Raw genomic sequence first — 25,361 nt, 5'->3', positions numbered from 1 at the left:
GCTCAACTATACCCGTTGGGAGGCTGTTCTAACCGCAAATGCTGAAATATGGAACGAGGACGCTGGTCACCTTTGAAAACCCAGATAAATATGTGAGGAAAAGGGGGCACGAGAAGTGAGCGCCCCCTTGTTTTGAGGTTTTTACTGTGTAGGATCAGAGCTGAAGAAAATCATGCCGGTATGTACCGGAATGGAAATTGACGAATAGTCGCCTCCATAACCGTAAGAAGTGCCATCCTCATCATACACAAGCATCTGCGAATCGAGATCAGTTGGTGTAAATGTCATATCGCTGCTGCAATTTCCATTTACAACCACTACCCCGCCATAAGAGCCAGAACTACCGTCAGATATGTAGTTTCTGTAAAGGAAGTAATCGTTGTCTTCATCTAACTTGCCAAATTCTCCATACGGTAGCCCGAGCTTCTTGGTTACAGTAAAGTCCACATCAGGACAAGAATTGTAACTGTTGGTGCTTAAGCCAAAATTGGTGAATTCATTTTGGCAGAGTAAATAGCTTGCAAGAGTAAACTTGATCCATCTGCTTTGAGCTTCAGCTTCAGTCATGCCGGTATCCGTGTAACTGCTGCACCATGACGAATTATATTGGATGAATTTCATCTCGTCCTTAGACAGGTCAGTATTCCAGCCTGCCACAATAGAGGCATCAATTAAACACTTGAGCCAATACTCATCCCAGTCCCAATTCCAGCCGTTGTCTGCTTTAACAAAAGAATATTCACACCACATAGCATCGGGTGTATTAAGTGAAGTGTTGTTTTCATATTGTGCAAAATAACCTTCCTGCTGCTCAACTGCGCCCGGCTTCCAGTTAGGATCGAAATATCTAAGAGGATAATCACCGTTCACAGACGCCGACCCATCACAGTTATCCTGACATTTTAGCTTTATCACAGTTAGTCCTGCATTTTTAAGCAAAGGCACAACCCTGTGAACAAAGTGCTGCACTTGCCAAGCATATCGGTTAACACCATCGGAATTATCAATGTCAGGATCTCCATTAGCTTCATAAAGATCTCGCAGTATTCCCACATCATCTATTGCTACACCATCAACTCCTAGATGCTGAGCTTTTTCTATTGTTGCTGCGGCCCATGCATCTGCAAAGCTATCACTTGTCCCGATGTCGACGAGAAACCTGTCGGACTGTCCACCTTCATTAAGATATTGGTACATATAAGAAGTCGTATCTGTGCCTTTAGGGTCATTTTCTAACCCCTTGTTACTATCAGGATACAGCCAAGTAGGATGATTGGTGACAAAATTTTTCATAGCCCAAGGTGATAGATTCCAACGGTCACATTCATTGCTATCTCCTTGATTATAGATGGCACAGCCGGTTACATACAGGTAAATCTTGATATCCGGGTTTAGTTCTCTCAGACTTGCATAATACGGATATTCAGCTGCGCCTGTAACAATCTCATCGTAGTTCTGTGCTGCAAGACGATAGTTGTAAGTTAACCCTGCATTATAACTGAAGTTGTGCCACCCGAAATACTGGACTTTGATATCTCGATTGGGAGAATAAGGTATCCACTCTTTTACTATCACACCCGAGCGCTTGATATTCAAATGCGCATTGGAGAAAGACAGAGAAGGCGAATAAACATTACTATTGCGTACAGCTTGCAACTGAATATACGTTGTGAAGCAGCTTGTTCCTGTTGCTATTACATGCTCATTATCTTCAATGCCTAAATCACCTATTATATCTGTTACAGTGGTCCCATAGTCATCGTTCAAATTACTGAACAATTTGGCTATAACATCCTGTCCGTTCCAGCCAGTCTTTCCAACTCCGTCAATCCAGAAATATGCTGTATCTCCAACACGCAGCATCTGATCATTAATTGATGTGCTACCGTTTACTGGAGTCTGTGTTCGAATCAACATCGCAACATTGGTGTCACCAGTAATGTTCATCATCTGCATGTTCTGCTTGCAATCAGAGCCAGACTGAGACATATTTACTATATATGTATTGTATTCATTAGGATCGTTCTCGTCAAAGAGCATAAGAGAACTATCAATCCATCGTTGCCACCCATTTTCAACCTGATCATATGTTGTTGATAAATCGCCATAAGTGTCTCCGCCATACTTCTTGGTATATATGCTCTGGCTGAAATCACTCATACCTATAAATAGATCCAGATCAGCTTCCTGTTGTGTCACCGGTATTCCATCGGAGATTCCGATATCGCTCCAAACGCCAAAACCATTTTGCGCTCTGACATAGAAGTAATAAGGTCCACCTTCGACGAGAGTCAACTCGGACTTTGTCACAGAGGTGTTTGTACCGTTGGATGTCCAGTCAATAAGCAAACCATATCCGGGTCCAAGTGGCGATTTGCCGATGGAGTATTCATATCTGACAATTCCAGACTGTGAAGTTGAAGAAGTCCACGATGCCTGGAGTTGTGTCGTGCTGGCAGAATACTGACCATAGTCTGTAACTACCGGCTTTGTGGGTTTGTCGTAAGGTTGGCTGGAAGTATACTCATCAGCACCAATATCCACAAGCGACCCAGTGGAGAGAATATTCATTTGTCTGGCGTTGCCATCGAAATCGGTCCATCCGCTAACCACGACGCTGTCGTATCCTGCGTCTATACAGGGAGATCCATTAAGAAGGTGGTAGTCTTGATTGTAGTTAACTATCTGTGGATCTTCACTGATGTCAGTACTAGGAATTAGAGTCCACGAGTACTGATAACTGACATTGCCATAAACATCATTATGCTGAAATACTGGAGTTGCGGATCCTTTATCTACACCGCCGCCCTTGTTATATGCAACGATATTATTAGCGACAGTTGGAGAACAGTTCCAAAAATACACGCCACCACAAGTATTATATGGAGCCTTATTGTTCACGATAGTGTTATTTGCAATCACAGCCGAAGTAACGTTACTACACAAGATAGCGCCAGGTGACGTATACGCCTCATTGTCGGAAACTACGTTATTTGCAAGCACAGGTGAACCACTGTTTATAACAACGCCACCAGTTTGACCACCACTAATATTGTTTCTAATCCTGTTTCCAAGTATACTGGCGTTGGACTGATACGTAGCTATGCCTGCCGCATATCCACCATCTGGAGTGGTGTTACCAACTATATCGTTGTTGTATATAGTAGCGGGACAATCAGACAGATAGATACCACCTCCACCAGTCGCGGTGTTAGACTCAACTGAGTTACCGTGCACAACTGGTGCGCCACCATTGAGGAATAATCCACCACCTAAGACATATGTGGCGGATGACGGCGTGCTGGTGTTGTCTAGGATAACGTTGTTAGTTATATGGGGTGAACAACCCAATGTGTATATACCACCTCCATATGCATGAGACGCACCAGACTGGCCTGCTACACTGTTATTCTGGATCACGTTGTTGCTGATGGTTGGAGAGGCGCATTGGCAGAAGATTCCGCCACCTAAGCGTGAGTTTCCATCGGGTCTCCCAGTACCATTCTGAATTACAAAACCATCGATTACCGTGTCCGTGTTGATATCACCGTAAAAGGCTGTGACAACGGCATTATTTTTGCCTGTGCCGTCAAGTATTGTGATATTGTTGAGCCAATCACGCTGGGTATTTAGAGTCTCCATTCCGGCAAACCCGCCATACATTTTTCTGTTAGACGTTAGGGTAATACATTCGTTATAAGTACCTGCCTTGACCCATACTTCTTGTCCTGATGAAGCGGCATCAACTCCAGCCTGGACAGTTTTCTTTGCAGCCGCCCAGCTCTTTCCTGAACCGCTGTTATCAGATTTGGACGCATCCACATGAATTACCAAATACGAGACATTACACTGTATCGCGTCCGTTCCCTCACTGCCTTTAAGCCCAGCGCCGTTCTCGGCCTTGACGGAAATGTAATAAGTGGTTCCGTTGGCAAGACTCAGACCCGTAACTGTTGCTTCGTGCGTGCTCGCCGAAACCTCCGACCAATCCTTGGTGTTTGTGCCACCAGGGGAGGTTCCTATGGCATACCAATATTTGGCTATGCCTGACTCAGCGTCAGAGGCTGCTGTCCAGGTGAATTGCAACTCGCCATCGGATGTTGTATAAGCACCATTTTGTGCTCCAACAGCCGTAACAGTCGGCGTGCTGGGCGCAGAGTCATCAACGTATTCATACGCCCCGATATCCACAAGCGAGCCGCTGATTGAGAGAATATCAATTTGTCTGGCATAGCCGCCCAAATCCGTCCAGTCCTCTTCCACTGCGTTGTCATCACCTGCATCTATGCAGGGAGAATTGAACGTCAGCCGGTAGTCGCCGTTGCCTGCATCTGCGAAGAGTTGATCGATATTGATGTCTGAGCTGTGTGGAATGTTTGTAGGGTAGTAGTTACCTTGTGAGTTGCCGTATACGCAGTTCTGAGTCAACGGCGGGGTACATCCTTCGTAAATGACACCCCAAGAATCGTTATAACTAATAATGTTATTTGCTATTACAGCATCCGGAGCATCCCAACACTGAACGGCACCTGCCCAACTTGGGCTTGAATTGTATGCAAACGTGTTGTTGATAATCTTGGGTGCATCTTCATCGCAGAAAATGCCCCCGCCTCGACCTTCTGAAGTGTTGTAAATAATCAGGTTGTTCGCAATTGTGGGATTGCAGCCAGCCCATTGGCACAATATTCCTGCTCCCCAACTCGTTGTATAGTTGTTTTTTATGGTGTTGTATGCGATTAGCCCTGTTGTCGACCAAACGGCATAGATACCTCTTGAGTTTCCGTCAAAAACGTTCCACTTGATATTGGTTGCACCAGCTGCGTAAAGCGCTAGTGCGGTTCCGGTATTGCCAACAAAATTGTTGTTAGTAATCGTAGCGGGTGCAAGCCTAACGTACATCCCGGCTCCCGCTCCCCCGGAAGTTGTGGAGTTTTCAGAAAACATGTTATTATCTACAAAAGTCGTTGAGGCTACACTCTCCAAATAAAGCCCGCCGCCATAAATGCCGACGTTGTTTATGAACGCATTATTAACGATTCTGACCGATGATCCTGATCTACAGTACATTCCACCAGGGTAGTTCCCTGACTGACAATAACCGTTAATTACTGTAAAACCGTCGAAAACGCACGTGCAGTTTACTGGCGCATTGACGACTATTCTTGAGACTTCTCCGTCCAGAACGCTGTTTGAATATTCGTCATCTGGTTCTGCCCTTGGGAATTCATCCCTTTGATCGATGCTGGTTTCTGTCCCATTGAAGCCGCCATAAAGATTAACTCCATTGCTGAGCGTAATTGGCTCTTGGTAGGTTCCATTCATAACCCATATATCACCACTGCCCGATGCGGCAGTTATGGCCGCCGAAATAGTCCTTTTTGCGGTGGCCCAGGACGTTCCATCACCGGTGTCATCCTGTTTGGCCGAGTCTACGTAGTAGACAGTAGCGTAGACCGGCAGTGACCAAAGCATTAAAACACAAATTGCCAATACTACCAAAATTCGAGACTTTCCTTCCATGAGTTGCCTCCTATAGTAGTTCTTGCGAGATTGGCCATGAGTGTGCTGCTAATATATGTGCGATGTTGCGGTCTAAACAATCACTTCCTTTCGTGCGCAAATGGCAGCATTGTTCATGAGCATGTTGTAATTTAGCCCAGACAACGCTAATTGTCAAAGATAGTATGATGATATCTTTAATTATCGGGGAACATAATGTGCGCAGTAAATGATTGACTTCTTGACAAAGGCAGAGGATTAACTATGTGGTGGTTGTCTATCAGGAGCGTTTTGCGACTACCAAGCTGCGCCAGAAGAAATCTGAGGCGAGGCTGTCTATTCCGACACCGTTTCGTGTAGCAGAGCAGTGCACAAAATAGCCGTTGCCGGCGTATATGCCACAGTGGTCTATATAGGGGTTGTGGCAGGCGAAGTATAGCCGGTCGCCAGGTTTGAGCTGATCGAAAGGCACTGTCTCGCCGACTCGAGCCTGCTCACGCGAGGTCCTCGGAAGCTTGATATTATACTGACCAAAAACCATACGCACGAAAGCTGAGCAGTCCATACCGGTTGCAGGATTGGTCCCGCCATAGAGATACCGGGCTACAGAGGTCTGAGAAGCAGTGCGTACAAGGTCACTTAGCCATGTGTCCGCACGCGACACCTGACCACCGCGAGATGTGCCCGCGCCTCTCTCTAGAGGTTTCTTGGCGACCAGCTCATAGCCGGTCTCTTTGACGAACGCCTGCTTGACCCAGCCGGTCTGACCATTTGACATCAGCACGCCGTACCACCCATCCTCCTCTTTTATAATCGCAAGGGGAGTATCGGATTTGACTGTCGCAAACCTGGCGGATGTTGATGACTTGGCATGGTAAATGGACGCAGAAGCTGCGCTGACTATCCCTACACGCCCCACCCTGACGGTGTTTGGCTTAGTCGATCCTTTAGCTTTCTTTGTGGGGACTGACTTCTCCGTCGCTTTCGTCGAGCCGAGTGTGGGAGCCTCCAGGCTGAGAGTAAGCGTATCCGCAGCGCATAAAGATGCGCTCGGCAGAAGTGTAATCACAAATAGTGCGATTATAATATTGGTAAGAGTGCGAATCAAACCGAATAAACTCCAGAAATCAGATTCGGCGCCTGCATGCCACGCCTCTATACGATATTATCGGCAGCCGAATAGTCTCTTGTTAGACGGCAAGAATGCCGTATTGTTCCTTATTTAGCAGAAGCTGAAGAAACAGCATGAGCCATCTTTGGAAAATAGGTCTTTTCATCATACTCGGGACTCCGCTCTTTTGTATGACAGCTCAGACATAATGTCGGGCTCACTTTGGTCTTCTTCTTGACGTTCAGACGTTCGAGACCATGCGGCAAAGAGTCGAGATGGCATGTAGCACACTCCACACCGGCAGATCCATCCTCTTTGTCAACCCACTGTCCCAGCCTTCGATACATCTCCGAATGGCAGGTAAGACACTCGGGGACCGTGCGTTTTGCATCAACGAGAGTCCTGAGCGCCCTGGCATGGCCGGTCTTTAGCCAGTCTTCATACTCCTGCACATGGCATGTCTTGCAAAGCTGCGGAGGATAGTATGGCCTTCTGTCGGCGGGAGGCAGAGCTTTTCCCGAAACCACAGGCTCCGTCAAGACCTGAGAATCAGCAGACTGACCTATTTTCTTTACCGTCTGATCTCTCTCAGCCTTTACCAACTTGAGCACGGCACCATCTTCAGCGTAATTCGTGCCGAGCGGCATCTTCCGAATTGATATTTTCGGGTCCTGGCCTTTTACAAAATCAACATCGGCTACACCGATACATTTGCCCTGGATACTTGTCGGACAAAGAAACGTGCGCCCCACTATCTCAGGCTGGCCCTTGGACATATTAGCCAAGCCCCCAATAACGATGTCGGGAGCACCGAACCTGGACGTGTTTCGCATCAGCCAGTCTTTGTCTATAGTGCCTGACTGGTCCAAAACTATCAAGATATCGGACGCGTCACGCGCGGACTTGTATGCGCTGTACCAAGCCTTTCTGACCTGATATTCATCGTCCTCAGTCGGAGTGACACCGAAAGAGACTATGCCGATCTTTACACCATCGACGACCTTTACTATATAAGACTTGGCTGTCTTCTCGGCTGAAGGACCAGCGTCAAGGACATTGATTTTCTTGGCTTCCAGAGCGCTGAAGAATTTATCGCGCAGACGCAAATCGTTCATGCCCACACCAACGGCATCGTAACGCATCTGAGACATGATGGTTGTGATGACATCCAGTTTTTCAGGCGTGTTTGAGAGATTGCCGCTATCAACGATAACGTCATTAGGATTCTCTTTAGTAAGAGCCGCTAACGCGGTTGCTCGTCGGGCTAGACCGCCGTCCTTGTGGCCGCCTCACCCACACGGCTCGGTATAACCGAGCAGATCATTTGTGTAGATTATGCGGATCGACTTTGTCTGCTCACCTGCATTGATCCCGACCGAGACCAAAGCTGCAATAAGCAGCGCCGTCACGCACAACACCACATAGACCTTTTGTGATACTCTCACAAAACACCCCTCTATAGAAGTAAAGACCAGAGGTAGATACCTCAACTGGTAGTATACGACGAGCCTGATGCACTGTCAAACCATTTGATGCCCAAAACTCACTGTAATAAAACAACCGGCCACACAAAATGCGGGCCGGCTGCAAAATAGCTTGCAATAACAAGCTTTAGAACCCTGTAAAGAGCTCCATGAACAACAGATCGTTGTCGGGAGCGACGCCCCCGGTGCCGGGACTTGAAGAGTTCTTTTCATATTCCAACTCAGCCCATACACCCTTTGCAATCGGCTGGACAAACGCAAATATCCACTGCTGATTGTCCCAGGTGAGCTTTTCGGGTGTCGGAGCCTTATCGTTATTGAGGGCATTGTAGCGGACATACATCCGCTGCAGCTTCTTGTTGGTATAGCCGACAACCAGGTTGTAGCCGGTCACCTTCAGGAAACTGAAGTTGCCGATGTAATACTCGCCCTGAGCAACAAAGTTGCCGCGCGCATAACTGGCATCAAAGCCATACTTATTGTGCGTATCGTCGGTGCCTGTTGCAAGAGAATACGCTTTGTACATAGTGGCGATGTCGGTCTTGTTCAGTTTGCCCAACGCGCCGGAAACATGAGCCTGGAAACATGGCTTGGTGATCCCTAATCTAACACTGGTCGCCAACTCACCGCTTATGTCGGATGGAATATCATTATCGGTAAAGTGCTTGACCATATTGACCGGATCCGCAGCGGGGTAACTTCCTATGCTTTGGGTACCTAATGAATTATCCTCAAATAGAGTTATGCCACCATCGAAAAGACCGGTTTTTTGCGTGTATTGGATACCGACTATTCGGGCCATCGTAAATGTCTCAGGCACAATGCCGTACTGCGATGTCTTTCTGTTAGGATATGACGGCGTTACGCCGAAATTAAGCTGTCTTCCCTTGCCTACTCTCACACGGCCAAGACCAAGCGGCATATCGACATATGCGCTCTCCAGGTAAGTGCGAGACTGCTCGGCAGTTGTGTTGTCCGGCTGAACATCGTTGGAGATATAAGGATGGAAGTAAACTTCCATATAACCTGTTATGTCTTCGCTTATGTTGCCCTTAGCGGAGAGGGAGACCCTGTCCGTCGTGATCCTTGCATTGCCGCTCTGCGGCGCATAGAACCTGTTCTGCGAATAGCCGTGAAGTTCGACATTCTGAAGACCCTGAGCACTGACAACTACCACCAGGCTCATCAATAAAATTGTCAGTATTGCCCCAATCAAATACTTTTTCAAATCTTCTCCTCCTCGTACTTAACGATAGATATACACATCCAAATAAAATAATATTTCGTCCATCACCTCCACTTGCCGGATCAGTTATTCTCCCTATTGTCGACTACACGGTCCTTTGGGCCGATAGCCTGAAGCGTCTTCGGTTCCACAAGTCTTATTCTGGGTGTAATGCCCAGCGCGCCATGAACACGACGTCTGATAGTCTCTTCAAGCTCCACAAGCTTGAGCATCTGGTCGCTGATCATGCGAGAGGACAATTCGATATTCAAAGTGAGATGATCAAGCCCATCCTCACGATCCAAAACTATCTGATAGCGAGGCTCGACGTGCTCGATATCATAGAGCAGCTTTTCGACCTCATAAGGGTAAACATTTACTCCGCGGATGATAATCATATCGTCGGTGCGCTTCCTGATGGGCGCAATCCTCGCGGTGGTTCGTCCGCATTTACAAGGCTCGCGCGTGATGGTTGTGATGTCCCTGGTCCGATATCGGATCATCGGAAGGCCCTCTTTGGTGAGCGTGGTTATTACTAACTCGCCCTCCCGGCCATCCGGCAACACTTCTAATGTCTCGGGATCTATTATCTCGATCAGAAAATGGTCCTCGTTGACATGCAAGCCGTTCTTCAGTTCGCACTCGCCCGCGACACCGGGGCCCATCACCGCGCTTACGCCATAATTATCGGTCGCGACTACCCCTAAACTCGATTCGATTTTTGCTCTTGTTTTCTCGCTCATCGGCTCGCCGCCGAAAAGGCCCGCTCTCAAGCTCAGCCCCGCAGGCGAGACACCCATGCGGTCCATCACTTCGATCATATACAGGGCATAACTGGGGGTGCCGATGAGCGCTGTGGTTCGGAAATCCTCCATGATCTGAACCTGCCGTTCGGTATTGCCAGACGAGACAGGTATGACCGACGCCCCAAGCCTCTCCGCGCCGTAATGCATTCCGAAACCGCCTGTAAAGAGGCCGTAGTCGAACGCGATCTGCACGACATCATCCTTTGTAAGCCCGGCTGCGCTCAACACCCGAGCGACAAGCTCCGACCAATGCTTCAAGTCGTTTCGAGTATATCCCACAACGACCGGCCTTGCTGTTGCGCCCGAGGATGAGTGTATGCGCACGATTTCTCTCAGCGGCACGGCAAACATCTCATACGGATAGCCGTCGCGAAGGTCGTCTTTTGTAGTAAGCGGCAGTTTGGAAATATCACCCAAAGACATGATATCTTCAGGTACAAAGCTCATCTGCGATAACCGCTTGTGGTAGAACGGGACGTTTCGATATACTCGATTGACAGTGAGCTGCAGCCGCTCCAGTTGAAGCTGCTCCATCTCCTGGCGTTCCATTCGCTCGTATCTACGGTTCCAAATCGGCATTTTTACCTTACCTGTCTACTTCAGACATTTGTCTGTATCCCTTGCCGAGGTAAGCACGTTGGATCTCGGGGTTCCTGGCAAGTTCGGATGCCGGACCCTCCATAACTATCCGCCCGGTCTCCATTACGTAAGCGCGCTTTGCAATGCCAAGCGCGGCTTTTGCGTTCTGCTCGACAATAAGAACAGTCGTCCCCGCTTTGCGCAGGTCGGCGATCACCTTAAAAATTTCCTTTACAACCAAAGGAGCAAGCCCCATCGACGGCTCATCGAGCAGAAGCATCTTCGGCCCGGCCATAAGAGCGCGGCCTATCGCCAGCATCTGCTGCTCACCGCCCGAAAGTGTCCCTGCAAGCTGCGTCGTCCTCTCCTTGAGCCTTGGAAAAATTTCGTAGACCCTGTCCATGTCGCTCGCCATATGAGTCTTCTTCGCAAGCCTGCCGCGTCTGTACGCTCCAAGGATCAGGTTTTCATAGACCGTCATGCCCGAAAAGAGCTGGCGGCCTTCCGGCACCTGAACAAGCCCCATCTCAACAAGACGCTCAGACGATTTACCGGTGATGTCTTCACCCGCAAAAAACACCTCGCCGGAACCGGCTTGTATTACACCTGATATAGTGTTGAGCGCAGTCGTCTTGCCTGCGCCGTTCGGACCGACGATTGCCACAATCTCGCCCGGATCGACATGAAGCGACACACCCCGCAGGGCAAGAATACGGTCGTAATATGTGACAAGGCTGCGAATCCTGAGCACTACTTCGCCTCCATACCCAGATAGGCTGCGATCACATGAGCGTCGTTTTGAACCTCCTCAGGTGTGCCCTCGGCAATTTTTCTACCCTGATCGAGCACCATTACCTCGTCCGAAATCTCCATCACAAACTGCATATCGTGATCGACGAGGAGCACACTGACACCTTCCTTGACAATCCGCCGCAGAAGGTCACAGAGTTCATCGGTCTCGCGGGTTGAAAGACCCGACGCCGGTTCGTCCAGGAGCAGGAGCTTGGGCCTGCTCGCAAGCGCTCGCGCTATCTCCAGCATCCTCTGCTTGCCGAACGGCAGGCTGCCTGACGACATATTAGCCTGGTCGGCAAGACCTACTCTGTCGAGCTGGACCACCGACTCTTTGAGAATTTGCTTCTCCTCTCGCAAATGACCGACCCACCTGAGCGCCGCCGATGCGATCCCCTGTCTGCTCCAGCAGTGACAGCCGACCATTACATTTTCCAAGACCGTCATGTTATCAAAGAGCTGGACGTTTTGAAATGTCCTGGCAAGCCCGAGCGAGGCAACCTCATAGCACGACCTGCCCGCAATTGAAACGCCGCGGACTCGTATGTCACCGCCGCTCACCGGCATCACTCCGGTCAGCAGGTTCAAAAGTGTGCTCTTGCCCGCTCCGTTCGGGCCGATGAGCGCCTTGGTCTGCCCGGCGACCACCCTTGCATCCACATTATCCACAGCGACAAGCCCGCCGAACGAGCATGTCACCGATTTCGCCTCAATAAGCACTTCCAAGGCTCTATTTTGCCTTTCCACGCGCGGCTCGCCAGGCTGCCGCTGCCATATCCGTAATGCCGCGAACGAATCCCTGCGGCAGCAAAACCATCACGATTATCAGCACAGCGCCAAAAACTATTGGGTCCAGGCCCTTGAGAGTGAGTCCCATTACCCTTACATCGGCCTTGTCGAGGTTGAGCATCCAGTTCTTGAGAATTTGAATCGCGCTTGCGCCGAAAAGGGCACCCCACACACTCGCCATTCCGCCGACTACAACCATTACGACAAGCTGCACCGAGACGGCAAACCCGAAATCGCCCGGGTTCACATAGCCGACACCTGCGTTATGCGCATGCAGGCTCCCGGCGACCGACGCCATTGCCGCGCTCAAGACAAAGACCTGGGTTTTATATCGCTGGGTATCGACACCAAGAGACTCAGCCGCAATCTCGCTGCTGTGCACCGCACGAAAAGCCCTCCCGACCCGGCTTCGCACAATATTCACAGCAAGCACAAGCGCTATGAAAACAAAAAACCAGACCAGATAGTAATATTGCTTCTGTAAATCGACCTGCCCGCCTGCAAGCGAAGCGAATATATGCCGCACGAACCTGGGCGAACCGTCAAGCCAGGCTATGGATGGAATCCCGAACATGCCGTCGCTGGAGCCGCCGGTCACCGCAGTCCACTGCCTGAATATGATCTCGACAATGACACCGAAGCCCAGGGTCGCCATCGCGAGATAGTGTCCCTTGAGCCGCAGCACCTGACCACCGATCAGATAAGCAATGAGCGAGGTCACTATTATGCCGGCCAGCATAGCCGTCCATGGTGATGCGCCGCCTTTCGCCAGCACGCCCAACAAGAACCTGTCGCAAACGGCAGCCGAAAGTGCGCAGATAATGCCTGCCGCTCCAGATTTCCACCATTTGATCTTTAAGGCAATGCCGAACAACGCCATTCCGACGCCATATATAAGCAGCACAACCAAAAAGTGCGGTTTTGCAAGCGCCGCAATCCATCCCACCAGAACAAGCGCGCCCACTCCAAGCGCAAGCCTGCCTCCCGTGACTCTGGCAAGAGACATCAGCGCCGCCACACCCGCGATGACCCCTACCCCGGTGCTGAACCCGGGTATCACCTCGGCGGCAATCGGGCGCACCGTAAGGATCGCCGATGTATACGCCCCTATACCAAAAAACGCTGCGTGACCCAGGGATATCTGGCCCGCATAGCCCATCAATAGATTAAGACCGATAGCCAACAGCGCGCTGATCCCGATGTAGATCAGCAGCATCAACTGAGTCTCGCTCGCAAACCTTGGTATAAAAATGCAGACGAGTGCGAAAATGATAAATGGCAGCAGACTCCAAATGCCCGATTCCGCCGCAGAATGTCTGATCTTGACCGGAACCGCTGCAGGAGCCTCAACCGCCATGTCAAGCCACCGCCTTTCGGCGAGAGAGCAGACCCTCGGGTCGGACAAAGAGTATCACGAGCAGAATAACAAACGCCACGGCCTCGCCGTAGTCGCTCGAAAGCAGCCCTCCGGCGAGCGATTCGATGATTCCCAGCGCGATTCCGGCAGCGACTCCGCCGCCGAAGCTGCCGAGCCCTCCCATCACCGCCGCGCAAAAGCCCTTTAGGCCCAAGGCTGTGCCCATATTGCAGCGGGCGTAGAAGACCGGCGAGACAGTCACTCCCGCGACTGCCCCCATCGCCGCTGCCATCACAAACGAGAGCACGATCATCTTTTTCACGCTGATCCCGGCAAGCTTGGCGCCGGTCGGGTTCATAGAACAGGCGCGCATAGCCTGACCGACCAGCGTATATTTATAGAATAAGTGCATACCTATGACAAGCAGCGCCGTAATCACTATGACCCATAAATCCTGCGCTCTGGCCGCAGCTCCGAATATATGAAAAATTCGATCCTCCACGCCAAATCGGCTCACACTGCCCGTAAACGGCGCGACAGGAATCGCCTGCTCTCCCCAAAAGAGCTGCGCCAGACCGCGCAGCATTATCGAAGCGCCGACAGTGATAATGATCAAAGTCACCACTGATGCTTTTTTGTGCGGAATGATCACGCACAATGCTACTAAAGCGCCGACTAGGCAGCCCGCGGCAACCGCAACCGGAAAAGCGATTGCCAAACTCACCTTGGCTACCAGCACAGCAGCGACCATCGCGCCTATCATCACAAACTCACCCTGCGCAAAGTTAATAACCTGAGTGGAGTTATAGATGATTGAAAAACCGATCGCGACGATCGCGTATATACATCCGCTGGTAATCCCCGAGACTACCAGTTGGGGAATCTGACTTAACTGGTCCAATACTACCTCGATAATAGTTAAGAGCAGAGAGTAGAGAGCTAAGAGCCTGCTTACCCACTCCTCTTCGCGAGTCTCAGACCTTTTGATCGGGCTGAATATACGGTATTCATATAGTTAGAGGTTGGATGCAAGACACCCAACCTCTAATATTCAACTACTATTTAAGCGCCCACTTGCCGTTCTTGATCTGAACGAGAGCAAAGGCGTTCTTGTCCAGACCGGCATGATCTTTTGAGCTGAAGTCAAACACGCCCGTTATTCCGACGAACTTCTTCCGGCTCTCTATGGCGCTTCTGACTTTAGCCCGGTTGCCGCCCACCTTCTTGATGGCATCGGTCACGAGCGTGAACGCGTCCCACGCATGCCCGCCAAAAGTATTCGAAGACTTGTTATAAGACTTCGTATACTGGGAGGAATACCTCAAGAGCTGCTTTTTCTGTGGGTCCGAAGACGGTATCTGCTTTGCAACAATCAGCTTGCCCGCGGGGAATATCACACCCTCGGCTGCGCTTCCCGCAAGCTCGATGAACTTCATGTTCGCGATGCCATGGCTCATAATCAGCGGTATCTTGATCCCCAGTCTCTTTACATCCTTTGCCACGATTGCAGGGCCGGGATTGGTCCCCCAGCAGATTATCGCCTGGGGTTTGGCCGCGCGTATCTTGGTGAGCTGCGCAGTCATGGAAGTGTCGGCAGTGTTGAAAGACTCCGTGGCAACCGTCTTGATACCTGCCTTCGCTGCAACCTCCATCCACTGGTCGCGGCCGCTGGAGCCGAAAGCATTGGAATCATTAATAAAGCCCACTCGCTTGATCTTCTTCAGCCTTAAATAGCTGATGATCTTTCCAACCGCGAGCGAATCCGCCTGCGCGGTCTTGAAGACATAAGGCTTCACCGGCTCGACAATCTTGATGCTTGCCGCGCATGAGACCAGCGGCACCTTGGCATTCTGACACATCTGAGTGATCGCGAGGCTCGGCCCTGAAAGCGTAGGGCCGATTATTGCAATCACTTTCTTATTGGCGAGCAGTTTTTGACAGGCCTGCACAGCCTGCTGCGGACTGCCGCCGTCATCATAAAACTCCACCTTTACCGGATGGCCACTGATGCCGCCGGACTTGTTGACCTTTTCAACAAGCATTTGGACGGTCTCGCGCTCCGGCACGCCCAGAGGAGCATTGTCACCAGTGGTCGAAAAGATCGCCCCGATGACATACGGACTCTTCCCGCTTTTTGCTCCCCAACCGGGCAAAGCAACCAGCACTGCAACAATCACAACTACCAACAAAACCAGCAAACGCCTAAACATACCCAAAAACCCCCTACAATCAATTTTAGATTTAGTATTTAGTATTTGGTATTTAGTATTTATTTGGTATTTGTATATGGGTTATTGTTATTTGATAGGTGCGGTTGTATGCGACACCTTATATTGCATACAATTTCTCGCCGCTGAGTACCTTGACGCCCTTTTTCTGAAGTGACGACATAGCCTCATCCACCTTCTCGACCCTGAATATGACTATAGCATTCTCACCGGAGGTGCCGACAAAGGCATACATGTACTCGATATTCAGACCGCACTCGGCAAATGCGTCTATGATCCCGGCAAGACCGCCCGGCTTGTCAGGCACCTCAATCGCAAGCACCTCCGTAAGCGCAACAGTAAAGCCTGCGTTCGTAAGCTCGGATTTCGCCCGCGCGGGATCGTTGACTATGAGCCTGAGAAGACCATAATCAATGGTATCGGCAATAGATAAAGCGCGCACATTGATCCCGGCGTTCGCCAGAGTCCGCGTGACATCCGCCAGGCGGCCCGACTTGTTTTCTATAAATACAGATAGCTGGCTTACTTTCACTGATACAGTTCCCTCCTGTCTACTACTCTCTTCGCCTTGCCCTCACTGCGAGGAATACTCTTAGGTTCAACGAGCTTCACCTTGAGCGAGATACCCAGCAATGAATGCAGTTCGCCCGCAATTTTGCGCTCCATATTCTCAAGCGTCCTAACTTCGTCCGAGACCAACTCTGGAGAGACCTCAACCCAGACTTCCATCGTGTCCATCTCGCCCTCGCTGCGGTCCACAACGATCATATAGTGAGGTTCGGTGCCCTCCATCTCCATAAGCACACTCTCGATCTGGCTCGGGAATACATTAACCCCGCGAACAATAAGCATGTCGTCCGTGCGGCCCATGATCCGATGCATCTTGTGGAAGGTGCGACCACATGGGCATGGTGAGTCATCAATATAAGTAATATCATGGGTGCGATAGCGCAGAATTGGAAGAGCTTCCTTTGTAAGACTTGTAAATACAAGCTCGCCCTTGCTTCCGGGCGGCAGCGGTTCGCCGGTCTCCGGGTCTACTATCTCTGCAATGAAATGATCTTCGTTTATATGCAGGCCATTCTTTTCCATGCACTCATATGAAACGCCGGGGCCCATCACTTCGCTCAGACCATAAATATCCAGCGCATCAATATTGAGCAGCTCTTCGATTTTTCGCCGCATAGCCTCGGTCCACGGCTCAGCGCCAAGAAATGCTGCGCGAAGCGGCAACTTGGATGTATCGACACCCATCTCATGCGCCGTCTCGCCAATCAACTCCGCATAACTGGGAGTGCAACACAGGACTGTGCTCCCAAAATCCTGCATTATCTGAATCTGGCGCTTGGTATTGCCACCCGAAATAGGCACGACCGATGCGCCTATGCGCTCGGCGCCATAGTGCGCACCCAACCCGCCGGTAAACAGACCATAGCCATATGCATTCTGCACAACATCGCCTTTGCAAGTTCCGCCCGCGCCGAGAGTCCGTGCTATCATCTCGGCCCATGTTGCTATATCGCCCTGCGTGTAGCCGACGACAACAGCCTTTCCCGTGGTGCCTGAACTGGCATGGACTCTTACAACCTTGTCCATGGGCACGGCATACATTCCAAACGGATAATTATCTCGGAAGTCTGTCTTGTTTGTAAACGGCAGCTTCGGCAGATCCTCAATGCCGCGTATATGTTCGGGGCGCAGACCTATTTCGTCGAACTTGCGCTTATAGGCTGGAACATTTTCATAAGCATGCCTGACTGTTTTCAGCAACCGATAGTTGCGCAGCGCGTCCAACTCACCCCGGTCTACACATTCGGCATCTTTATTCCAATAATACATTGATGCATTGCCTCCGTAAAAAAAGAGGTTAGAAACTTTGTAACCGTTTCTTAAGCTCTGCTTATTATCCCACAAGAAAACCATCTTCGCAAATACTGAGACAGTGTTGCAGTTGAGTTTATTACATAGTTATTTCCAGTATGCCGAATAAAACTCCTTCTTTTACTTAAGGTTATGCTCATAATTATCTCATCATGTGCCTTTTTACTTAAGAATTCCGACGGATAAGTGTCTACTGATGCCACGAAGAAAATTTGTCCGCGATTTTACCATATTACAATTGTATCTTATCTGCCTATCTTGACACTACGCGGAGGTGGTCCTATAATAAGCTCACATCAAGTGTGGGGGTGAACGAAGCTGAGAGTCAGAGCTAAAGAACTGAAGAAAACCAGAAAACGAGCGCAGGAAAGCTACAAGGCGAGACTTAGAGAAGAAAAGAAGAAGAAATAGCTTTCGTTTTCTAAAGTGTGATGCCGGCCATTGGCTGCTCGACGCGGTCTATGAGTCGGCTTGTCTTTGTACGCTCGTCAAAAGCTACCCACAAACAGTTATCCACTGCATCATGGATCGACTCGACGTGAGTTATCAAAATAATCTGCTCAAACCTGTTCTTGAGGTTTTGCAGGAGTGAGATCACGTTGTCGCGGCGGTTATCATCCAGAGAACCAAATACCTCATCCAAAACCAGCAGCGAGAACGACTGGCCCGCGCGGTCGGCTATCATCTGAGATATCGCAAGCCGCAAAGCAAGGTTTACGATATCGTCCTCCCCGCCTGAAATTACCGGCTTGAGTTCGCCATCGTCACGGATGGTTGCCTGGTAGCTGTCGTTGATTTCGAGAGTATCGTAGCGGCCGTCTGTCATCATAGCCAAAAGCTCACTTGCTATGGCTTCAAGCTCGGGTCGGATGCGGTCATTCAGCTCGGCTCTGAGTTTGTCCATAGCCTGGGCGAGAGTCTCAAGATGCAATCGCTCTGAGCGCTTGAGTTTCAAATCCTCCAGCTTGGACTTATACTGCTCCTCTTCACGCTCGATTGCTGTAAGCAGAGCGCCGGCAATGTTCACCTCGCCGCGCTGGCGTTCGAGCTGGAGCGCCGATGCGTTGAGCGCGGCTGCTGCCTCTTCAAAATCGCGCAGCAGCTTATCACGATCATCAGGCGAGAAAGAAAGATCTGCAAGCACTTTCTCGGACGCTGCGATCTCGCTTGTCCTGGCTGTAAGCCCTGCTTCGAGTTCCGACATTTCAGTGCGAACAACCGGTAGACGTTCCAAAGCAGATTTCAGGGCTATGGCGCAGTCATGGACAGGTCGGAGTTCGTCGCCTGCCTTGCGGAGTTCGGCATACCTGGTTTGATCAAAACCGCCTGGAATCGACTCGATTTGATTGCGCATGGACTCATGCTCAGCCATACGTGACTTTATCTGCTCATTGAGCTTCTTTTTCTCCGCTACAAGCGCATCCGCAGCCGATTTCTCACTTCTGAGCTGCTCGATCTGGGCTGTGACACCGGCGCGCTCCGCTTCCATCTTTTCGATCTGCGCCGATTCGGATTCACGCGCTTGAGCCAGGCTCTGTATTCGCTCAATCCGGTCGGTGATATCTTTTATCTGCGCATCGAAGTTTGCAAGGACTGTGGGCAGCTCGTCTCCGAGAGGACGTTCGCAAGTCGGACAAGCGCCCTCGGCTCCAGCTTCAGCTATTTGTGCGCGCTTGGCTTCGATCTCAATTTGTCTCGACTGGAGATTATCAATTTGAGCCTTGTCCGTATGCTCCTGAGCTATCTTACTCTCTCTCGCTGTGCGCAACATCTCTTCAGCCTTGGCGAGCGCTTGCTCACCGGCTGCTAATTCCGCTGATGCTCGCAACTGCTGTTCATCCGACTTGGATAGTTCGTTGTCACGCGACTGCAGACGCTTGATATCCTGCTCAATCGCTGCAATCTGACCAGCTAGGCGCTGGCGATCGCCCTCGTGCTTCTGAAGTTCCGAGAGCTTTCGATACTCAGTCTTGGCATGCTCATACTCATCGAGCTTTGGCGCAAGAGTATCGAGTTCCTTTTGCTTAGACTCCAGATCGACAAGCTCGGCTTTGATCTGAGCCAGACGAGTCTCCGAACGCTTGACATCCGCGCGATCGAACTCCAGCCTGTGGGATATCTCATCAAACCGCTTTGACTTCTGATCAGACGCCTCTTTGAGAGGCTTGAGCTTGTCCACGATATCGGTAGAGGTCTTCTGGACCTTTTCAGCCTCAGATAAAGACGATTTGGCTCCGGCAAGCCTGGCATGGGCCTCTTTCTTGCGCTCTTTGAGTTCTTCAGGGTCGGCAAGGCCCTTTTCCAGACCCTCGATCTCGCGGTTCAGACCCTTGCGGTCCTCATTGGCCTTGTCACGCGCCTTGGTGACCCGGTCATAGCCCAACATCTTACCTATTGAGGCTGCACGAGCGCGGCCATCCATCGCCGCCATGAACTCCAGAGCCTTCTGACCCGTAAAAAAGCTCGTGAAAAACGCCCGGTAGTCCATGCCAAGGAGCTTTGTGATCGACTCGGAGACTTCCGTCATACCGGAGCGCAGAGGGCGGCCATCAACTTCCAAGACAGCCGAACCGGAACGACCGTGACCGTCAAGCGTGCGGGTCACTTTATATACCGATCCGCCGAGATCGAATGTGAGTGTAACGTTGACTTTCGCCCCACCCTCGCTGGCCTTGGTGCGGATCGTGTCATTGGTTCCGCGGACGGCAGGCGCGCCATACAGCGCCCAAGCGAGAGCCTCAAGCACGGTGGATTTGCCCGAGCCATTGGGGCCGATAATGCCGGTCACGCCATCGGTGAAGGTGATCGCCGAATCGGCGTGCTGTCTGAAATTTTTGAGTTCAAGGCTTATTAGTTTCATAGATATAAGTTACGGGTTATGCGAGTTTTGGGTTATGAGTTCTGTGAGCGTAAAGTGTGCCGGATAAGCGCTTAATTATATGAACCCGCAACTCATAACTCACAGCACACAACTCTTCTTATGACTCACAACTGATTAAATAATCTCGACCAAGATTGGTGAAGCGCTCGCGGTCGACACCTGCGGGCACATCATATACTTTTGCGAACTCGTCCCACTTCTCTTCCAGAGGTTTCGCTGCGCCCGACTCCGAGCCCGAAGTAAGTGTCCGGCCATCCCGGCTCGGAGGACGAAGTTGAAGCTCGAAGTGAAGTGCCTCCGACCTGACCTGCCTTATAAGGGAGAAATCAAGGTCGGCCTGCACCGACCTGTGCAAGTTTTCGACTACAAGTCTGACAATCTTATTCTCGTGGCCGCCATCGATACTCTCAATCCGGCGCTGGATCATTGTATTAAGATCGCCAGCTACAACACCTGCTGCATCTATCGGGCGAAGGTCGATTACCTCGCGGGTATCTATCTTATGGAAATCGACCAGCTTATGCTCGTCGAGATCATACTCGATCAGGCCCTTGGGCTGTTTGGTCTCGCTCCAGATATTAGTGCTGGTGTATTCGGTGGAACCGGCGTAATATGCGTTCGGCGCAAGTTCCTCGAATACGTGGTAGTGGCCGAACGCGACATAGTCCCATGCATCCGATATCACCTGATCACGCCTGATCTCAAAAAGATCGTAGGCATGGCGGATAACGCCCTCAAGAGTGCCGTGGACCATCAGCACATTATACTTGCTGGACGGGTCCGGCTCTATCTTGAGCGAATTAAGATGCGGCAGAGCGCGGTGACATAGACAGAATACAGACATGTCTAAGTTGTCGAGCTTAACCTGAACATATTCCGAGTGAGCGACATACACATCTGGCACATTTGCAAACAAATCAAGAATGCAGCCGGTGTCTGCTGAGCGTGGCGAATCGTGGTTGCCGCCGATTATCACGACAGGCGCGGCTGTCTTGTTCCTAAGTGCGGCGAACTCGCGGAAAGTCTGCTGGATAGTGAGGTTACTTGGCCGGACGACGTGAAACATGTCCCCTGCGATAAGTATCACATCCGGGTCTATCTCAACCGCCTTGGCGAGAGCCTGCCGAAATGCCTGAAACACATCCGCTTCACGACGGTTCAAACCCTGGCTGGTTATTCTATTGTATGCGCGGTAGCCCAGATGGGGGTCCGCTATGTGTGCTATTTTCATGATTGGTCAAAAAGTTGGGATTCGACGCCTGCAGCGTCGGCTTCGGCCGCTTCGCAACCGAAGAAACAAACCGGCGTCACCCACCGTGTTTAGCAACAGCATTCAATCTGTCAGATAATCGAGAATAATTGTTGAAATATGGCAACAACCATAGCTTTCTATTTCCCGCAAGACTAATGGTCGCACCACTAGTGCGACGAACATCCAGGTTCAATATGTCGGTTTCACGAACTGTCAGCCGTTGTCCCAACAAGAATTTGAATGAAATAAAGCAGTCCATAAAGTCTACGCGCATAGGTGCTACCCGAATATGTATAAATGACACGGTGAATGCAATTAAAAAAACCACAGCCGACGCAATCCATACAGAATCATTGTGAAAGACTACTATGGCTAGAGATGCTATAACAATCCCTCCTAATGATTGAAACCCCAAGACACATTGATGGATACGTGGGATGATAAATGATTCTTCCTCACTGTCTATCGCATGGTTTGTCAAATTCTGCTCCGATGCGCGATTAAGTACTTTGAGCAGATATACGTAAGAACTGATATTTGGATCTATATAATACTCCGCATTTTGTCCATCCATACTTACTGTTACTTTAGTCCAATTTCCCATAAACAGATCAAATGATCTTCTGACGTTCGTTTCAACATATAATATATTTCGTATATCAAATTCTGCATACAACCACAATCGGTAAAGTGATATTCGTCCATCTTGCACACGAATCCTTGTCGGTGTGTGCCGGGATAGCAGTTCAAGCCCTGCCAATGCCGCACAAAACATAGTAAGTAACGCCAGTGCTGTCACCCATGAACTCGGATCATATACTCTAAAATTTGCAGAGGCAATTTTCCAATATATTATCGCAGCCATTATGTACGTAGGCCACAGGTATATCAGCTTATATTGCATTGAATAGACAAACCATTGTGCTTCTACTTGTGCCAAATTTATCCCTCTGGATTATCAGAAAACACAAAGCATGATTCCGAACCGCTGAGGCACTGAAAGAACGGAAACGCTGAAAAGCAGATTCCTCACATCCGTTCGGAATGACTGGAATTGAGACGCTATTCAAATAATCAATACAAAATATCAATTACTAAATCAGTTGCGCCCTCAGCCTGAAACAACGAAAGAATCACTGTATCTTGTCATTTCCGCGAAAGCGGAAATCCAGGCACTTAAGCTATATTATAGCGCAGCTATCTGGATTCCCGATCAGGTCGGGAATGACATGGTTGAACACTCAGCGTTATTCTCATACCTCAAGAACCGGCATTTTGATTGCTTTAGCGCACAGCAGATTCCTCGTCGTTCCTCCTCGGAATGACTGTAATTGAGACACTATTCAAATAATCAATACAAACTATCAATTACTAAATCAGTTGCGCCCTCACCCTTGCCATCTCCCCCAGGAGAGGGAATTACACTATCCAGCATCCTTGCAAACATCAGGCAAATAATAAATATCAGATACTCATTACTCAATCCTGAAAGGGGTCGTTCGGGTCGGGATCGAGAACCGGGATAAAGCTCGGTTTGGCATCGGGTGTCATCTGGACACCTGCTTTCTTTCGCACACAGTTTCTGAAATGGCTGACCGGGTCATCCGGCTTGCGCTGAAGAGTGATGTTCATCGCTCGCACTATCTCAGACGGATCAGCCGCAGATGAGACTATATCGCTGACATCGTTCCGGCTTACGCCGCCGTCCAGACGGTTCAGATTCCGCCATACGGCCTCCTCCAGAGGCAGGTCGTTTGCCGGAGGGAACATCTTGATGCCGTCCGGCCCGCGGAGTATATTGGGCCTCGGGAACTTCACAAATATCGGCTGGTTAAAGTGCGGATGGCGGACCATCAACTGACCCTTAGAGAGCGTGGCCAGTTTCTCTTTCGTGGCGGAGGTCAGGACCTGATAGCCGGGTGTGGCAAGTTCGTCCATGTCCATGCGCCCATAGATGCACGTCGCGGAGTTGCCGACTATGCGCTTGTGCACCTGGCTGCGGAACTGCTGCGCCGAGAAGAGCACCAGCCCCAGATAACGCCCGCGCTCGGATATATCGAGCAGGGTCTGTTTGAGGTAGGTCTCCTGGCCGTCGGACGGAGCGTATTTATTGAGCTCGTCCACCACTACTATCACGTGCTTCACACCCAAATCGCCCTTTTCAAGATGCTGCCTGAGCTGGCTCACGATCCTGGTAAATACCAGGTCCTGCGCCTGCGGGTCGACATTGGCGACATCAACTACGTAGACCGCACGATCCTCGAAATCGCCCCACGGCAGGTCGGACCTGAACTCGTCCGGGCTCACCAGACCCTGGTAGCGGGTGCTGAGGTTAGACAGGCGATTGTAGACCTTGCGGATGGTCGCATAGTGATGGGTCTTCCACTCGGAACGGTTGCTCTGCTCCATCTCTTTTAAGACCATATCGAACCAGTGGTTCATGTCCTGGAAGTTGCGCACGGTGATCTGCTGGCCGTTGACCTCCGCGGTCTCATTGACGACGCGGTCCTTGATATATGAGATCAGGGCATCGGCCTTTGCGTCCACATCATCACGGTTTAGCACGACCTCGGTGAACTCCAGTATATCCGTCAGACCCCACGAGAGGGGCGTGACGTCACCGACCAGGTCGGCATTTGTGCGCAGAGTGTTGAGGTTCACCCTGTCCGACTTGAACGGAGCAAAATACTTCACGTTCTTAAACGGCTCGCACGGCATACCGAGCAGCTTATACATATCGGCGTCGCGGTCATCTATCGTGTCTATACCGTGCTCCTTATACTTCTCATAATATGGGCTGGTTTCATCGACCTTGCCGGGAAAGTCAAGGAAGAGCATGTCGGGGCCCTTGACGTTGAAGCATACAACCGCTATGCCATCGTCGTCATAATCCTTGAAGTGCTCGAAAATGCTCAGCAGGATAAACTCGATTGAGCTTGTCTTGGTGGCAAGGCCGGAGACGCCCGTAATATTGAGATGCGCCGCCTCAGGGCCGAGCAGGAACTCGGAGTCCAGGTAAACAGGCGAGAGCAGATCGCCGTTTTGATACAGGCCAATTGGGATGCCGGTCTTTTCCCAGAAACCGTCCATGCGAAGGGCATTGCGGACAACCAGATCATCGGCCAGAAACACAGGCGCGACAGGCACAGGCTGCAGCGGCTCCTCAGGCTCGACACGCAGCACGGCAGCCGTATAACACCTCACCTCATGACGAAGTGTGGGAGCCTCGGAACCGGGGTCGCCCTCGGAGCCGATATAGTCGTGCATGGCTGAGTTGAGATCGGTGAACCCGAACCCCTCTACTACTACGCCGTAGACCTCCAGGTCGCCCTTTTTAACCACGACCAGCGTGCCTATGCCGACCTTGCAATCACCCTCGGCTGCCCAGAAGCTGAAGCTGTAGGCTGTGCTGGGTTTTGCCTCGGTGGCTACCACTCGACCGACTTGTATAAGGTTATCCTGCTCCATTTTGCTCTC

At 50.6% G+C, this 25,361-nt stretch carries 17 protein-coding genes; all 17 read right to left on the bottom strand.

The genetic code is table 11. The annotated features are described in order from the left end of the window. Positions 1 to 141 precede the first annotated feature (141 nt). The 17 genes from ABFD83_06605 to ABFD83_06525 all read right to left on the bottom strand — a co-directional run bounded on the left by ABFD83_06605 (position 142) and on the right by ABFD83_06525 (position 25,352). Positions 142 to 5,520, bottom strand: a complete 5,379-nt coding sequence (locus ABFD83_06605) for a right-handed parallel beta-helix repeat-containing protein (GenBank protein ID MEN6356738.1) — start codon at positions 5,518 to 5,520, stop codon at positions 142 to 144. Positions 5,521 to 5,779: 259 nt separating this feature from the next. Then, positions 5,780 to 6,607 (bottom strand): C40 family peptidase, encoded by an 828-nt coding sequence (locus ABFD83_06600; GenBank protein MEN6356737.1) that lies wholly within the window; start codon positions 6,605 to 6,607, stop codon positions 5,780 to 5,782. 110 nt (positions 6,608 to 6,717) lie between these two features. Continuing rightward, positions 6,718 to 7,761, bottom strand: coding sequence for a multiheme c-type cytochrome (locus ABFD83_06595; GenBank protein ID MEN6356736.1), 1,044 nt, complete (start codon positions 7,759 to 7,761; stop codon positions 6,718 to 6,720). Positions 7,762 to 7,899: 138 nt separating this feature from the next. Further along, positions 7,900 to 8,055: a hypothetical protein gene (locus ABFD83_06590; GenBank protein MEN6356735.1), complete on the bottom strand. Its 156-nt coding sequence runs from the start codon at positions 8,053 to 8,055 to the stop codon at positions 7,900 to 7,902. Positions 8,056 to 8,221: 166 nt separating this feature from the next. Further along, the gene (locus tag ABFD83_06585; GenBank protein MEN6356734.1) at positions 8,222 to 9,322 is read right to left on the bottom strand and encodes a hypothetical protein; all 1,101 of its coding nucleotides are present in this window, start codon (positions 9,320 to 9,322) and stop codon (positions 8,222 to 8,224) included. Positions 9,323 to 9,402: 80 nt separating this feature from the next. Beyond that, entirely contained in the window at positions 9,403 to 10,704 is a 1,302-nt protein-coding gene (locus ABFD83_06580; protein ID MEN6356733.1) for a phenylacetate--CoA ligase, read from the bottom strand. A 7-nt stretch (positions 10,705 to 10,711) separates the two neighbouring features. Further along, positions 10,712 to 11,455 (bottom strand): ABC transporter ATP-binding protein, encoded by a 744-nt coding sequence (locus ABFD83_06575; GenBank protein MEN6356732.1) that lies wholly within the window; start codon positions 11,453 to 11,455, stop codon positions 10,712 to 10,714. Further along, entirely contained in the window at positions 11,455 to 12,243 is a 789-nt protein-coding gene (locus ABFD83_06570; protein MEN6356731.1) for an ABC transporter ATP-binding protein, read from the bottom strand. The genes ABFD83_06575 and ABFD83_06570 overlap by 1 nt, the downstream gene beginning before the upstream one ends. Further along, complete coding sequence (locus ABFD83_06565) at positions 12,227 to 13,642, bottom strand: branched-chain amino acid ABC transporter permease (GenBank protein ID MEN6356730.1); 1,416 nt, start codon at positions 13,640 to 13,642, stop codon at positions 12,227 to 12,229. The genes ABFD83_06570 and ABFD83_06565 overlap by 17 nt, the downstream gene beginning before the upstream one ends. A gap of 1 nt (position 13,643) precedes the next feature. Next, a complete protein-coding gene (locus ABFD83_06560; GenBank protein MEN6356729.1) occupies positions 13,644 to 14,543 on the bottom strand; it encodes a branched-chain amino acid ABC transporter permease in 900 nt (299 codons plus the stop codon). Between the two features lie 157 nt (positions 14,544 to 14,700). After that, the gene (locus ABFD83_06555; protein ID MEN6356728.1) at positions 14,701 to 15,852 is read right to left on the bottom strand and encodes an ABC transporter substrate-binding protein; all 1,152 of its coding nucleotides are present in this window, start codon (positions 15,850 to 15,852) and stop codon (positions 14,701 to 14,703) included. Positions 15,853 to 15,970: 118 nt separating this feature from the next. Next, positions 15,971 to 16,402, bottom strand: a complete 432-nt coding sequence (locus ABFD83_06550) for an ACT domain-containing protein (GenBank protein ID MEN6356727.1) — start codon at positions 16,400 to 16,402, stop codon at positions 15,971 to 15,973. Then, entirely contained in the window at positions 16,399 to 17,709 is a 1,311-nt protein-coding gene (locus tag ABFD83_06545) for a phenylacetate--CoA ligase (protein ID MEN6356726.1), read from the bottom strand. Before ABFD83_06545 ends, ABFD83_06550 begins: the two co-directional genes overlap by 4 nt. A gap of 463 nt (positions 17,710 to 18,172) precedes the next feature. Next, positions 18,173 to 20,611 (bottom strand): AAA family ATPase, encoded by a 2,439-nt coding sequence (locus ABFD83_06540; protein ID MEN6356725.1) that lies wholly within the window; start codon positions 20,609 to 20,611, stop codon positions 18,173 to 18,175. 118 nt (positions 20,612 to 20,729) lie between these two features. After that, positions 20,730 to 21,863, bottom strand: a complete 1,134-nt coding sequence (locus tag ABFD83_06535) for a DNA repair exonuclease (GenBank protein ID MEN6356724.1) — start codon at positions 21,861 to 21,863, stop codon at positions 20,730 to 20,732. A gap of 76 nt (positions 21,864 to 21,939) precedes the next feature. Beyond that, positions 21,940 to 22,824: a hypothetical protein gene (locus tag ABFD83_06530; protein ID MEN6356723.1), complete on the bottom strand. Its 885-nt coding sequence runs from the start codon at positions 22,822 to 22,824 to the stop codon at positions 21,940 to 21,942. Positions 22,825 to 23,363: 539 nt separating this feature from the next. After that, the gene (locus ABFD83_06525) at positions 23,364 to 25,352 is read right to left on the bottom strand and encodes an ATP-binding protein (GenBank protein MEN6356722.1); all 1,989 of its coding nucleotides are present in this window, start codon (positions 25,350 to 25,352) and stop codon (positions 23,364 to 23,366) included. Between the last annotated feature and the right edge of the window lie 9 nt (positions 25,353 to 25,361).

This window comes from Armatimonadota bacterium (genome assembly GCA_039679645.1).
Lineage (GTDB): Bacteria > Armatimonadota > UBA5829 > UBA5829 > UBA5829 > UBA5829.
The sequence above is the reverse complement of the archived record's forward strand: the minus strand, read 5'-3'. Positions and strand labels throughout refer to the sequence as shown.